This is a genomic window from Bradyrhizobium forestalis, from assembly GCF_002795245.1.
Taxonomy (GTDB): domain Bacteria; phylum Pseudomonadota; class Alphaproteobacteria; order Rhizobiales; family Xanthobacteraceae; genus Bradyrhizobium; species Bradyrhizobium forestalis.
In genome coordinates, this window is the sequence record NZ_PGVG01000032.1 from 13,989 (window position 1) to 27,749 (window position 13,761).

General features: G+C 65.3%; 15 protein-coding genes. 12 read left to right on the plus strand and 3 right to left on the minus strand.

Translation table 11 applies throughout. The features are described 5' to 3' along the window. Window positions 1–15 precede the first annotated feature (15 nt). Window positions 16–423, minus strand: coding sequence for a TIGR02300 family protein (locus CVM73_RS29045; RefSeq protein WP_100235219.1), 408 nt, complete (start codon window positions 421–423; stop codon window positions 16–18). A gap of 158 nt (window positions 424–581) precedes the next feature. Between CVM73_RS29045 and aroA the strand changes: the two genes are divergently transcribed. The 8 genes from aroA (at window position 582) to trpB (ending at window position 8,676) form a co-directional block, all read left to right on the plus strand. Continuing rightward, window positions 582–1,919, plus strand: coding sequence for a 3-phosphoshikimate 1-carboxyvinyltransferase (gene aroA / locus CVM73_RS29050; RefSeq protein ID WP_100235220.1), 1,338 nt, complete (start codon window positions 582–584; stop codon window positions 1,917–1,919). Beyond that, window positions 1,916–2,554: a (d)CMP kinase gene (cmk, locus tag CVM73_RS29055; protein ID WP_100235221.1), complete on the plus strand. Its 639-nt coding sequence runs from the start codon at window positions 1,916–1,918 to the stop codon at window positions 2,552–2,554. The genes aroA and cmk overlap by 4 nt, the downstream gene beginning before the upstream one ends. 266 nt (window positions 2,555–2,820) lie before the next feature. Continuing rightward, a complete protein-coding gene (gene rpsA / locus CVM73_RS29060) occupies window positions 2,821–4,527 on the plus strand; it encodes a 30S ribosomal protein S1 (protein ID WP_027576919.1) in 1,707 nt (568 codons plus the stop codon). 276 nt (window positions 4,528–4,803) lie between these two features. Next, window positions 4,804–5,784: a signal peptide peptidase SppA gene (gene sppA / locus CVM73_RS29065; protein ID WP_100235223.1), complete on the plus strand. Its 981-nt coding sequence runs from the start codon at window positions 4,804–4,806 to the stop codon at window positions 5,782–5,784. A 172-nt stretch (window positions 5,785–5,956) separates the two neighbouring features. After that, window positions 5,957–6,262: an integration host factor subunit beta gene (locus tag CVM73_RS29070; RefSeq protein ID WP_008539997.1), complete on the plus strand. Its 306-nt coding sequence runs from the start codon at window positions 5,957–5,959 to the stop codon at window positions 6,260–6,262. Window positions 6,263–6,333: 71 nt separating this feature from the next. Next, entirely contained in the window at window positions 6,334–6,726 is a 393-nt protein-coding gene (locus CVM73_RS29075) for a lipopolysaccharide assembly protein LapA domain-containing protein (protein WP_100235224.1), read from the plus strand. A gap of 64 nt (window positions 6,727–6,790) precedes the next feature. After that, window positions 6,791–7,465 carry a phosphoribosylanthranilate isomerase gene (locus CVM73_RS29080; protein WP_100235225.1) on the plus strand — a complete coding sequence of 225 codons (675 nt, stop codon included), beginning with the start codon at window positions 6,791–6,793 and terminating at the stop codon, window positions 7,463–7,465. Continuing rightward, window positions 7,462–8,676 (plus strand): tryptophan synthase subunit beta, encoded by a 1,215-nt coding sequence (gene trpB, locus CVM73_RS29085; protein ID WP_100235226.1) that lies wholly within the window; start codon window positions 7,462–7,464, stop codon window positions 8,674–8,676. Before CVM73_RS29080 ends, trpB begins: the two co-directional genes overlap by 4 nt. Window positions 8,677–8,752: 76 nt before the next feature. On the opposite strand, the gene CVM73_RS29090 is transcribed toward trpB, so the two are convergent. Continuing rightward, window positions 8,753–9,097: an endonuclease domain-containing protein gene (locus tag CVM73_RS29090; protein ID WP_100235227.1), complete on the minus strand. Its 345-nt coding sequence runs from the start codon at window positions 9,095–9,097 to the stop codon at window positions 8,753–8,755. A 72-nt stretch (window positions 9,098–9,169) separates the two neighbouring features. Here CVM73_RS29090 and trpA point away from each other — a divergent pair, with 72 nt between their 5' ends. The 4 genes from trpA to CVM73_RS29110 all read left to right on the plus strand — a co-directional run bounded on the left by trpA (window position 9,170) and on the right by CVM73_RS29110 (window position 13,298). Continuing rightward, window positions 9,170–10,006: a tryptophan synthase subunit alpha gene (gene trpA, locus CVM73_RS29095; RefSeq protein ID WP_100235228.1), complete on the plus strand. Its 837-nt coding sequence runs from the start codon at window positions 9,170–9,172 to the stop codon at window positions 10,004–10,006. Between the two features lie 109 nt (window positions 10,007–10,115). Then, complete coding sequence (accD, locus tag CVM73_RS29100) at window positions 10,116–11,057, plus strand: acetyl-CoA carboxylase, carboxyltransferase subunit beta (RefSeq protein WP_100235229.1); 942 nt, start codon at window positions 10,116–10,118, stop codon at window positions 11,055–11,057. Beyond that, window positions 11,054–12,397: a bifunctional folylpolyglutamate synthase/dihydrofolate synthase gene (locus CVM73_RS29105; protein ID WP_100235230.1), complete on the plus strand. Its 1,344-nt coding sequence runs from the start codon at window positions 11,054–11,056 to the stop codon at window positions 12,395–12,397. Before accD ends, CVM73_RS29105 begins: the two co-directional genes overlap by 4 nt. Window positions 12,398–12,557: 160 nt before the next feature. Continuing rightward, entirely contained in the window at window positions 12,558–13,298 is a 741-nt protein-coding gene (locus tag CVM73_RS29110; protein WP_167407131.1) for a metallophosphoesterase family protein, read from the plus strand. A 72-nt stretch (window positions 13,299–13,370) separates the two neighbouring features. On the opposite strand, the gene trxA is transcribed toward CVM73_RS29110, so the two are convergent. Further along, window positions 13,371–13,691 carry a thioredoxin gene (trxA, locus tag CVM73_RS29115; protein ID WP_008540017.1) on the minus strand — a complete coding sequence of 107 codons (321 nt, stop codon included), beginning with the start codon at window positions 13,689–13,691 and terminating at the stop codon, window positions 13,371–13,373. Window positions 13,692–13,761: the final 70 nt, after the last annotated feature.

Genomic DNA, 13,761 nt, shown 5'->3' on the forward strand with positions numbered 1-13,761 from the left:
AGATCAGGGCTGATCTCAAGTCTCTTCATCACCTCCGACATCACCAATGATGTCTGTCACGTCCTCATCGCCCTCTTCCTCGTCGGCAATGAAGGTCGAATCATCATCATCGTCGTCGTCGAGGGTCTCGTCGACCTCGATATCGTCCTCGGATTCGGGCACCACGGCCTTGACCTTGCCGGTGTTCTCCTCGGCATCGGCCTCCTCGAGGGAGACCTCCTCAACCTCGGCCGGCTCCGGCGAGGTGTCCGCCGCTGCAGCGTGCCGGGCTTCGGCGCCGCGGGGCACGCGCGCGGGCGCCACCGGAGCGATCGGCACGACCTCGCCGGTATAGGGCGAGATCACCGGATTCTTGTTGAGGTCATAGAATTTCTTGCCCGTGGTCGGGCAAATACGTTTGGTTCCGAGTTCGGACTTGGCCACGGCAGGAATCCTGGGAATGTCTGAAAAGCGGTGCTTCACTTGGCTAGTTGGCGGCCCGCTGTCAATAGCGCATTACGACAGAACGACATGCCCGTGACGGGGCGCAGACCATGTGGTACCTGCGCGCCAGCCCATAGGGCCTATTCAAGGACACAATCTTGACCCATTCCGACCAACCGAGGCCGCTCCGGTCTCGCGCCAGCGGTCCCCTGACCGGGAAAGTACGGGTGCCCGGGGACAAGTCGATCTCCCACCGCGCCCTCATCCTGGGCGCGCTCGCGGTCGGCGAGACCAGGATTTCGGGCCTCCTGGAGGGCGAGGATGTCCTCAACACCGCCAAATCCATGCAGGCGCTGGGCGCCAGGGTCGAGCGGACCGGTGATTTCGCCTGGAAAGTGACCGGCGTGGGCGTTGGCGGCTTCGCCCAGCCCAAGGCGGCGCTGGATTTCGGCAACTCCGGCACCGGCTGCCGGCTGGTGATGGGCGCCGTCGCCGGCTGCCCGATCTCGGCGGTGTTCGACGGCGACGCCTCGCTGCGCAGCCGTCCCATGCGCCGGATCCTCGATCCGCTCGAAAAGATGGGCGCGAAGGTCATCGCCGGCGGCGAGGGCGGGCGTCTGCCGCTGACCCTCCAGGGCGCGCGCGATCCGCTGCCGATCACCTACAAGACCCCGGTCGCCTCAGCCCAGATCAAGTCGGCCGTGCTGCTGGCGGGTCTGGCTGCGCCGGGCATCACGACCGTGATCGAGACCGAGGCCAGTCGCGACCACACCGAGCTGATGCTGAAGCATTTTGGCGCCGACATCACCTCGGTGCAGGAAGGCCAGCACGGCCGCCGCGTCACGCTGGTGGGCCAGCCCGAGCTGCATGGCGCAAATGTCGTGGTGCCCGCTGATCCCTCGTCGGCGGCCTTCCCAATCGTTGCAGCGCTGATCGTCGAGGGCTCCGACGTCGTGCTGTCCGATGTCATGACCAATCCGCTGCGCACCGGCCTGTTCACCACGCTGCGCGAAATGGGCGCTTTCATCGAGGAAAGCGAAGTGCGCGGCGATGCCGGCGAGCCGATGGCGCGCTTGCGCGTGCGTGCCTCAAAACTGCGCGGCGTCGTGGTGCCGCCGGAGCGCGCGCCGTCGATGATCGACGAATATCTGGTGCTGGCGGTGGCGGCGTCCTTCGCCGAAGGCGCCACCATCATGCGCGGCCTGCAGGAGCTGCGCGTCAAGGAATCCGATCGCCTGGAGGCCACCGCCGCCATGCTCCGCGTCAACGGCGTCAAGGTCGAGATCTCCGGCGACGATCTGATCGTCGAGGGCCGCGGCCATGTCCCCGGCGGCGGCACCGTCGCCACCCACATGGATCATCGCATCGCGATGTCCGCGCTGGTGATGGGCTGCGCCTCCGACCAGCCGGTGACCGTCGACGACACCGCCTTCATCGCCACCAGTTTCCCGGACTTCATTCCGATGATGCGTTCGCTAGGGGCCGAGTTTTCATGATCATCGCCATCGACGGGCCCGCGGCTTCGGGCAAGGGGACGCTCGGCAAGCGTCTCGCCCACCATTACGGCTATCGTCATCTCGATACCGGCGTGATCTATCGCGCGGTGGCCTATGCCCTCATGCAGTCCGGCCATGATCTCAGGGACGAGGCGGCCGCGGTCGCGGCGGCACTGGAGCTCGATCCCGAAAAATTCGGCAATCCCGTCCTGAAGACACAGACGGTCGGCGAGGGTGCCTCCATCGTCTCGGCGATTCCCGGCGTCCGCGAAGCCCTGGTTAATTTCCAGCGGCAATTCGCCGCCGATCCGCCCGGCGCCGTGCTCGACGGCCGGGATATTGGAACCGTGATCTGCCCCGATGCCGACGTCAAAATCTTCGTGGTCGCCGACCCCAAGGTCCGCGCCCATCGCCGGACCATGGAGGCCAGGGCGAGAGGCGAGGAGGCCGACGAGGCGGCCGTGCTCGCCGACATCATCCAGCGCGACGAACGCGACAAGAACCGGCCGATTGCGCCGTTAAAACCGGCCCCGGATGCTTACTTGCTAGACAACTCCCAACTCGATATAGAAGGCGGCGTCCGGGCCGCCATCGACATTATCGAGGCCGTCCGAGCGGGCCGTCCGCGGGGTTAAGCCGCGGCCGTCATTGGAGGAAGCGCCCGCTCCCGCTCTTTGAGGTCGATATCTTCGGCTCCCCGTTTTGGGCGCCGTCGCATCCAGCTCCGGACAATGATTCCACGTATCGAACGCGCGGGCCTCAGCCGGCCCGCTTCCGCTGTTCCGCCTCCAGGGCCGGAGCAACGAGCGGTCGCTCGAAGGTCTTGCGGACCTTCCGACACTGCGTGTGCGATGCGCCCATGAACCCAACGGCCGGCAAGACATCCGCAACTGGAGAACAAATGGCTTCGACTTCTGCTGATACCTATAGCCCCTCGCGCGACGATTTCGCCGCGATGCTCGACGAGTCCTTCGCAGGCGGCAACCTGCAGGAAAGCTCCGTCGTCAAGGGCAAGGTGGTTGCAATTGAAAAGGACATGGCCGTCATCGACGTCGGCCTGAAGACCGAGGGCCGCGTCGCCCTGCGCGAATTTTCCGGCCCCGGCCGTGACAGCGACCTCAAGGTCGGCGACGAGGTGGAAGTGTTCCTCGATCGCATCGAAAACGCCCTCGGCGAAGCCGTGCTGTCGCGCGACAAGGCGCGCCGCGAAGAGAGCTGGGGCAAGCTCGAGAAGGCGTTCCAGAACAACGAAAAGGTCAACGGCGTCATCTTCAACCAGGTCAAGGGCGGCTTCACCGTCGACCTCGACGGCGCCGTGGCCTTCCTGCCGCGTTCGCAGGTCGACATCCGCCCGATCCGCGACGTTGCGCCGCTGATGAACAACTCGCAGCCGTTCCAGATCCTCAAGATGGACCGCCGCCGCGGCAACATCGTGGTGTCCCGCCGCACGGTTCTGGAAGAGACCCGCGCCGAGCAGCGCCAGGAGCTGGTGCAGAACCTCGAAGAGGGTCAGGTCATCGACGGCGTGGTCAAGAACATCACCGATTACGGTGCGTTCGTTGACCTCGGCGGCATCGACGGCCTGCTGCACGTCACCGACATCGCGTGGCGCCGCGTCAACCACCCGACCGAGGTGCTCTCGATCGGCCAGACCGTGAAGGTCAAGATCATCAAGATCAACCACGAGACGCACCGCATCTCGCTGGGCATGAAGCAGCTGCTGGACGATCCGTGGCAGGGCATCGAAGCCAAGTACCCGCTGGGTGCCCGCTTCACCGGCCGTGTCACCAACATCACCGACTACGGTGCGTTCGTCGAGCTCGAGCCGGGCATCGAAGGCCTGATCCACGTCTCCGAGATGTCGTGGACCAAGAAGAACATGCACCCCGGCAAGATCGTGTCGACCTCGCAGGAAGTCGACGTGCAGGTGCTGGAAGTCGATTCCGTCAAGCGCCGCATCTCGCTCGGCCTCAAGCAGACCATGCGCAACCCCTGGGAGGTCTTCGTCGAAGGCCACCCGACCGGTTCGGTGGTCGAGGGCGAGGTCAAGAACAAGACCGAGTTCGGTCTGTTCCTGGGTCTCGAGGGCGACGTCGACGGCATGGTCCATCTCTCCGACCTCGACTGGAAGCTTCCGGGCGAGCAGGTGATCGACAACTACAAGAAGGGCGACATGGTGAAGGCCGTGGTGCTCGATGTGGACGTCGAGAAGGAGCGTATCTCGCTCGGCATCAAGCAGCTCGAAGGCGACCCCTTCGCCGAGCCGGGCGATGTCAAGAAGGGCGCGGTCGTGACCTGCGAAGTGCTCGAGGTGAAGGAGAGCGGTATCGAGGTGAAGATCGCCGGTACCGACTTCACCACCTTCATCAAGCGCTCCGAGCTTGCCCGTGACCGCAACGACCAGCGCGCCGAACGCTTCGCCGTCGGCGAGAAGGTCGATGCCCGCGTGATCCAGTTCGACAAGAAGGCCCGCAAGGTCCAGGTGTCGATCAAGGCGCTCGAAGTCGCCGAAGAGAAGGAAGCCATCGCGCAGTACGGCTCCTCCGATTCGGGTGCGACGCTCGGCGACATCCTCGGCACCGCGCTGAAGAACCGCGACAACAAGTAAGCGAAACGCATTTTTTTCGCTGACATCAAAGCCCCGGCGCGAGCCGGGGCTTTTTTGCTGCCACTACTTTGTTGCCACATACACAACTGTCGTCCCGGATCGGCGCTCCGCTTCGCTGCGCTTGTCCGGGACGACACGAGAGTGCGTGGCAGCGTCCGGGCTAACCGTCCCAGGCCTTCATTTCTTCAAATTGGGCCGCAATTGATGTATCCAGATAAGCCAATGGTCACGCCGTGACGGCACAACGCGCCCGGTCTTTCATTTGGAGATATTCCGATGTCGCTCGATTCGGACATCATCGTCGATCGCCGCAGGATCCGCCGCAAGCTGACGTTCTGGCGTGTGATGGCCGCGCTGATCGCGATCGCGGCGATTGCGAGCTTCGCGCTGATTGCGACGCCTGGAGCACGCGGCACCTTCGCATCGGCCGGCTCGATCGCGCGCGTTCATATCGATGGATTGATCCGCAGCGATTCCGATCGCACGCAGGCGCTGGAGCGGCTCGAGAATTCGCAGGCCGCCGCCGTCATCGTTCATATCAACTCGCCGGGCGGCACCACCGCCGGCTCCGAGCAGCTCTACGATTCGCTCGTCCGGCTCAAGGCGAAGAAGCCGCTCGTCGTCGTGGTCGAGGGTCTCGCTGCCTCCGGGGGCTACATCACGGCGATCGCGAGCGATCACATCATCGCCCAGCAGAGCTCGCTGGTCGGGTCGATCGGCGTGCTGTTCCAGTACCCCAACGTCGCCGAGCTCCTGAAGACCATCGGTGTCAAGGTCGAGGAGGTGAAGTCCTCGCCGCTGAAGGCCGCGCCCAACGGTTTTGAGCCGACCAGTCCCGAGGCGCGCGCCGCGCTCGATGCGCTGGTGAAGGATTCCTATGCCTGGTTCAAGGGAATGGTGAAGGAGCGGCGTGGCATGGATGACACGCAGCTCGAAAAAGTCGCTGATGGCCGCGTCTTCACAGGCCGCCAGGCGATCGATCTCAAGCTGGTCGACCAGATCGGTGACGAGAAGACGGCCGTGACCTGGCTGGTCGAGCACAAGAGCGTCAAGAAGGGGCTTCCCGTGCGCGATTACAAGCTCCAGCCGCGTTTCGGCGATCTGCCGTTCCTCAAGACCGCCGCCGCCGTGACGCTGGAAGCGCTGGGTTTGGGCTCGATTGCGCATCAGATCGGGCAAACCGGCGTCGCGCAGGCGGTCGATCGGCTCGGAATGGATGGAATGCTGGCGTTATGGCAGCCGGCCGCATCAAACTGACCGGGGACAGGCGAGTTCCGAAAGCTTTTCCCGTCTGGCGCGTGCTGGCGCAGCCTGCTTTTTCGGCATTTGTCACGCATTTTCACGACGCTCAACCTTGATTTAGCGTCTTGACAGATCAAGGTATTTTCACGGAAATGGTCATCCGCACGCTTCCGGGTCCTATCTCTCGATGATCAAATCCGAACTTGTTCAGCGTATCGCCGAGCACAACCCGCATCTGTACCAGCGGGATGTCGAGAACATTGTGAATGCGATTCTCGAAGAGATCGTAGCGGCGCTTGCGCGCGGCGATCGCGTCGAGCTGCGCGGCTTCGGTGCCTTCTCGGTCAAGCATCGCCCTGCGCGCGCAGGGCGCAATCCGCGCACCGGCGCCCATGTGCCCGTCGACCAGAAGAGCGTTCCGTTCTTCAAGACCGGCAAGGAAATGCGCGAGCGGCTGAACCGCGACCATCCGGATCCCGGCGCGGCAGACTGAAGCCGGCGCCAGCGGTTTTCCGCGGTCGCTCAGATGCGGCCGCAAGCTTGTTTCAAGGCGAGCGAAGCGAGATGCGAAAGTTCCTGACCGCGCTGATCGTGATTCCGCTGGGCCTGATCCTGGTGGCGTTTGCCGTCGCCAACCGGCATTTTGTCACGGTATCCTTCGACCCCTTCATTTCCGACGACCCGTCACTGTCGATGACGTTGCCGCTGTTCCTGCTGCTGATCCTGGTGGCGGCCCTTGGGGTCTTCGCAGGCGGCTCTGCCGTCTGGTTCGGCCAGCGGCGCTGGCGGCGCGCGGCGCGCCGGAACGATGCGGAGGCCCGGGCCGCCAGGACCGAACTGGCCCATCTGCGGGCCCAGGCGACCGCAGCGAAGCCCGAGTCCCAGCGCCTTCCCGTTCCCTCCGGGGTCGGCCTGTATGGTCCCATCGGGCGAGACAAGCAGCGCGCGACGTTGTAGAAGCGGCCCCGACCGAAAAACCCTGCATTCGGGCCGGCTTGCGGCCTCCATTTGCTTTGAGACCATGTCCCTGCTCGTCAAGATCTGTGGCCTGTCCACGCCCGAGACGCTCGAAACGGCGCTCGAGGCGGGTGCCGACATGGTGGGATTCGTGTTCTTTCCGCCGTCGCCCCGGCATCTCTCCCTGGAGCTCGGCCGTGACCTCGGCCGTCAGGTGAAGGGGCGCGCGCTCAAGGTCGCGCTCACCGTCGACGCCGACGATGCGACGCTCGACAACGTCATGGACGCGCTGTCGCCGGACATTCTCCAGCTCCATGGCAGGGAGAGCGTGGCGCGCCTGCGCGACATCAAGCAGAGGTTCGGCCGTCCCGTGATGAAGGCCGTGCCGGTCGCGACAGCGGCCGATCTCGCCGTTCTGCCCGGCTATGCCGCGGTCGCCGACCACATCCTGTTCGATGCACGTGCGCCGAAGGACGCGACGCGGCCCGGCGGCCTGGGCGAGCCGTTCGACTGGCACCTGCTCGAAAACCTCGATCTGAAGCTGCCCTACATGGTCTCGGGCGGGCTGCACGCCGATAACCTGGCCGAGGCCCTCCGTGTCACCCGCGCCGGCGGCGTCGACGTGTCCTCGGGTGTCGAGAGCGCCCCCGGCGTCAAGGACCCCCAGATGATCCAGGCCTTCATCCGCGCCGCGCGCGCTACCCAAGAGTTGAGCGTCAAAGAGTTGAGCGTCCGATGACCATCGCCAAACCGAACTCCTATCGCAGCGGCCCCGACGAGCGCGGCCATTTCGGCATTTTCGGCGGCCGCTTCGTGGCCGAAACCCTGATGCCGCTGATCCTCGATCTGGAGAAGGCCTACACCGCGGCCAAGGCCGACCCGGCCTTCCAGGTCGAGATGAACGGCTACCTCAAGAACTATGTCGGCCGGCCCTCGCCGCTCTATTTCGCCGAACGCCTCACCGAGCATCTCGGCGGCGCCAAGATCTACCTCAAGCGCGAAGAGCTCAATCACACCGGCTCGCACAAGGTGAACAACGTGCTCGGCCAGATCATGCTGGCGCGGCGCATGGGCAAGAAACGCATCATCGCCGAGACCGGCGCCGGCCAGCACGGTGTCGCCACCGCGACGCTGTGCGCGCGCTTCGGCCTCGAATGCGTGGTCTATATGGGCGCCGTCGACGTCGAGCGGCAGCAGCCCAACGTCATCCGCATGGAGATGCTGGGCGCGAAGGTATTTCCAGTGCAGTCGGGCACGCGCACGCTGAAGGACGCCATGAACGAGGCGCTGCGCGACTGGGTCACCAACGTGCACAACACGTTCTACTGCATCGGCACGGTCGCCGGCCCGCATCCCTACCCGACCTTGGTGCGCGACTTCCAGTCGATCATCGGCAACGAGACCAAGGCGCAGATGCAGGAGATCGAGGGACGCCTGCCGGATTCGCTGGTCGCCTGCATCGGTGGTGGCTCCAACGCGATGGGCCTGTTCCATCCGTTCCTCGATGATCCCAGCGTCGAGATCTTCGGCGTCGAAGCCGCCGGTCATGGCCTCACGCAGCTGCACGCAGCCTCGATCGCCGGCGGCCGTCCCGGCGTGCTGCACGGCAACCGCACCTATCTCTTGATGGATGCCGACGGCCAGATCCAGGACGCGCATTCGATCTCGGCCGGCCTCGATTATCCCGGCATCGGCCCCGAGCATTCCTGGCTGCACGAGGTCGGCCGCGTGAATTATCTCTCCGCGACCGACGACGAGGCGCTCGCGGCGTTCCAGCTGCTGTCGAAGCTCGAAGGCATCATCCCCGCGCTCGAGCCCGCCCACGCCATTGCCAAGGTGATGGAGCTCGCGCCGAAGCGGCCCAGGGATCACCTGATGGTCGTCAACCTCTCCGGCCGCGGCGACAAGGACGTCCCGCAGGTCGGCGACATCCTGAGGGGCAAGAAGTGAGGCGGGCGCACTCTCCGCACCTCTCCCCGCAGGGGAGAGGTCGGCTGCGCAGCAGCCGGGTGAGGGGTCTCTCCGCTCACTCGAACCTCAGTGAGGTCTCGATGAGCTCGAGAACGCCGTCGAGATTTTCGTACACATCCGTGTTCGAGACGCGAATGACGAGGAAGCCGCAGGACTCAAGCACCTTGGTCCTCGCTTCGTCGCGTTCGATCTCGGACGCGCTGGAATGCGTGACCCCGTCAACTTCAATGATGAGCTTTCCGTCCAGTGTCACGAAGTCGACGACATACCGGTCAACCGGATGCTGCCGGCGAAACTTCCAGCGGGCGAGCTGCCGGTTGCGAAGCGCTTGCCAAAGCTTCGCTTCGGCGCTCGTCTGCGACTCGCGGAGCCTTCGCGCTCTGGACTTGAACCTCTCCATCCCCCTCACCCGGCTGCTTCGCAGCCGACCTCTCCCCGGAGGGGAGAGGTATAGCACAGCGGCCGCGGAAACATGACCACGCGTATCGACACCCGTTTTGCCGAGCTTGCGAAGCAGGGCCGCTCGGCCTTCGTCACCTTCCTGATGGCCGGCGATCCCGATCCGGCGACGTCGCTCGAGATCATCAAGGCGCTGCCGAAGTCCGGCGCCGACGTGATCGAGATCGGCATGCCCTTCACCGATCCAATGGCCGACGGCCCGTCGATCCAGGCCGCCGGGCTTCGCGCGCTCAAGGCCGGCATGACGCTGAAGAAGACGCTCGAGCTCGTGCGCGGCTTCCGCAAGGACGACGACGCGACGCCGATCGTGCTGATGGGCTATTACAATCCGATCTATATCTACGGCGTCGACAAGTTTCTCGCGGACGCGAAGAGCGCCGGCGTCGACGGCCTGATCATCGTCGACCTGCCGCCGGAAGAGGACGACGAGCTCTGCCTGCCCGCGATGAAGGCCGGCCTGAACTTCATTCGCCTGGCGACGCCGACCACTGACGACAAGCGGCTGCCGGCCGTGCTCGCCAACACCTCGGGCTTCGTCTACTACGTCTCGATCACCGGCATCACCGGCGCCGCGGCTGCGGACTCCACGGCCGTGAGCGAGGCAGTTGCCCGGATCAAGCGGCACACGAAACTGCCGGTCTGCGTCGGCTTCGGCATTCGCACGCCGGAGACGGCGCGCGCCATCGCGTCCCATGCCAACGGCGCGGTGGTCGGCACCGCGCTGGTGGATGCGCTCAAGAACAGCCTCGATGCCGAGGGGCGCGCGACCGCAAAAACCGTTAACGCCGTGGCCGAGCTGACCGCCGCTTTGGCCCAGGGCGTCAAGGGCGCACAGCAGGCGGCCGAATAGGCCATAATTCCGCTTTGGGGACGGGTGACACGGCGGCTTGCCGGGCAGATGTCCGGCCGCCATATATCCTTCAGGCGGTCCCCAGCGGGATCGCACATCGGAGCAAACCATGAACTGGCTTACCAATGTGGTCCGGCCGAAGATCCGCAACATGCTGCGGCGGGAGACGCCGGAGAATCTTTGGATCAAGTGCCCGGATTCCGGACAGCTCGTGTTCTACAAGGATGTCGAGGCCAACCAGTTCGTCATTCCCGGCTCGAACTACCACATGCGCATGGGCGCGGTGGCGCGGTTGAAGTCGATCTTCGACAACGAGACCTGGTTCGACGTGGCGCTGCCCGAGGTCACGCCCGACCCGCTCAAGTTCCGCGACGAGAAGAAATATGCCGATCGCATCAAGGATGCGCGGGCGCGCACCAATCTGAACGACGCGGTCAAGGTCGGCTATGGCAAGCTCGAAGGCTCCGCCGTCGTCGTCGCCGTGCAGGATTTCGACTTCATGGGCGGCTCGCTCGGCATGGCCGCAGGCGAAGCCATCGTGCGCGGGATGGAGCTTGCGGTCGAGAAGAAATCCCCCTTCATCGTGTTCGCCGCCTCGGGCGGCGCGCGCATGCAGGAGGGCATCCTGTCGCTGATGCAGATGCCGCGCACCACCGTTGCGGTGCAGATGCTGCGCGAGGCAAAATTGCCCTACATCGTCGTGCTGACCAACCCCACCACCGGCGGCGTCACCGCCTCCTATGCGATGCTCGGCGACGTGCAGATCGCCGAGCCGGGCGCGCTGATCGGCTTCGCCGGCGCGCGCGTGATCGAGCAGACCATCCGCGAAAAGCTGCCCGAGGGCTTCCAGCGCGCCGAGTACCTCAAGGAACACGGCATGGTGGACATGGTCGTGCACCGGCATGAGCTGCGTCCGACGCTGGCGCGGCTCTGCCGCCTGCTGACCAAGGCGCCGGCGCAGGAAGGCGCTTCGAAACCGGCGCAGCCGGTGACGAGCCCGGCGCAGATCGTATCGGCCGCCGAGACGGCCCCGGCCGCGCCGCACGCGTGAACGCGTCCCCTGACACTGGAAAGCCGCCGCTCGGCGAATTGATCGGGCGGCTGTCGGCCCTGCATCAGAAGCGCATCGATCTCGGGCTCGAGCGGATGCACCGCCTGCTCGAGCGGCTCGGCCATCCCGAACGCAAGCTGCCGCCGGTGATCCACATCGCCGGCACCAACGGCAAAGGCTCGACACTCGCTTATCTGCGCGCGACGCTGGAAGCCGCCGGCCTGCGTGTCCACGCCTACACCTCGCCCTATCTCGTCCGCATCAACGAATGTTTTCGCCTTGGCCGCGTCGGTGGCGGCGTGCTCGTCGGTGACGACGAATTGCGCGCCGCGCTGGAGGAGGTCGAGCGCGTCAATGCCGGCGAGCCCGCGACATTGTTCGAGCTGAAGACAGCGGCAGCCTTCCATCTGTTCGCGCAGAACCCCGCCGACGTGGTGCTGCTCGAAGTCGGCCTCGGCGGCCGGCTCGATTCGACCAACGTGATCGATGCGCCGGCGGCCTGCGTGATCACGCCCGTCAGCATGGACCACATGGATTTTCTCGGGTCGACCCTGGCGTCGATTGCCGGCGAGAAGGCCGCGATCATCAAGCGCGGCGTGCCCGTGATTTGCGCCGAGCAAATGCCGGAGGCGATGGCCGTGATCGAAGCGCAGGCGAGGCGCATGCGTGCGCCGCTGTTTGCCGCGAACGAGAGCTGGCACGTCAATGTCGAGCGCGGGCGTCTGGTCTATTCCGACGATCGCGGCTTGATGGATCTGCCAGCGCCGCGTCTGTTCGGCCGCCACCAATTCGCCAATGCCGGGCTCGCGATCGCGACGTTGCGCGCGATTCCGACCTTCAAGGTCAACCAAGCCGCGTTCGAGGCCGGCATTGTCGGCGCTGAATGGCCGGCGCGGATGCAGCGCCTCACCTCGGGTGAGCTGCTGTCCTGGGGGCCGCAGGGCTCGGACATCTGGCTCGACGGCGGCCACAATGCCGAGGGTGGGCGCGTTGCGGCCGCCGCGCTCGGCGATCTCGAAGAGCGCGTGTCGCGGCCGCTGGTGGTCATCGCCGGCATGATGGCCAACAAGGACGCGCAGGGCTTTCTCGCCAATTTCGCCGGCCTCACCCGTCACATCATCGCAGTGCCGATCCCCGATACCGAGAACGCGATGCCGGCCGACCGCCTCGCCGATGCCGCGCGCAGCCTCGGCATGCGCGTCGAGCCCGCGCCCGGCATCGAAGCCGCCTTGCGCGCCTTGGCGAAGCTCGCCTATGAGGTGCCGCCACGTATCCTGATCACCGGCTCGCTATATCTCGCCGGTCACGTGCTGGCGATCAACGGCACGCCGCCTGCATAGAGGTCTCGTGTCCCGGACAAGCGCAGCTCTTGGCAACGCGTAGCGTTGTCCAGGGCGGAGCGCTGATCCGGGACCCAGAATGCCGCACCATGGGCCCCGGCTCAGCAGCGCATCGCCAGGGAAGCGCTGCGTCCGGGGCACGAGAGTGATGAGAATGCCAATGCGTTTCGCCGCGATTGCCGACATCCACGGAAATTACCTCGCGCTGGAAGCCGTCCTCGCCGACATCCACGCGCAAGGCATCGCCGATGTCGTCAATCTCGGCGACATGCTGAGCGGCCCGCTCGATGCACGCCGCACCGTCGAGATCCTGATGCAGCTCGACGCCGTGCACGTGCTCGGCAATCACGACCGCTATCTGCTCGACCGTCCGCCGGAGAAGATGGGCGCGTGGGATCGTCCCGCCTACGACGCGCTCAACGCCGCGCAGCTCGACTGGCTGCGCGTACAGCCGATGACGCGGGTGTTTCGCGATCAGGTGTTCCTCTGCCATGCGACGCCCGACAACGACGAAATCTATTGGCTCGACACCGTGCATCCCGACGGCACGGTGGCGCTGTCCCCGCTGGACCGGATCGAGCAATTCGCGCTGGGGCTCACGCAATCGCTGATCCTGTGCGCCCACACCCATCTCGCCCGCGCCGTGCGCTTGCGCGACGGCCGGCTGATCGTCAATCCCGGCAGCGTCGGCAGCCCCGGCTATCGCGACAAGCATCCGGTCCCGCATGTCGTCGAAGCCGGCACGCCGCACGCGCGCTATGCGATCCTCGAACTGGTTGGCGGCAATTGGCAAGTGACATTTCGCAACATCGCCTACGATCACGAGACCATGGCCGCGCTTGCACGCCGCAACAATCAGCCGGAGCTGGCGAATGCGCTGGCGACGGGATGGATCAAGTAGGGTCCGGGCTACGCAAAACAAAACGGCCGGCTTTCGCCGGCCGTTGTCGAAAATAATCCTGCGCAGGGCAGATCAGACCGCGGAGGTGATCCACTGCTGCAGCTTCGCCTTCGGTGCGGCGCCGACCTGGCGCGAGGCCATCTCGCCGCCCTTGAAGATCATCAGGGTCGGGATCGACATCACGCCGTACTTGGACGCGGTCTTCGGGCTCTCGTCGACGTTGAGCTTGACGATCTTGACCTTGTCGCCCATCGCACCGGCGATCTCGTCGAGGGCGGGCGCGATCATGCGGCAGGGGCCGCACCACTCGGCCCAGAAATCGACGACCACGGGGCCGTTCGCCTTGAGCACTTCGGCTTCGAAATCGGCGTCGGAAACCTTGCTAACGGCCATTGGGAGTACCTCACTCGGTTGAAAGAGAATCGGCGCGACCTGGAATCGCGCCCGGGATCATGCGGTCAAC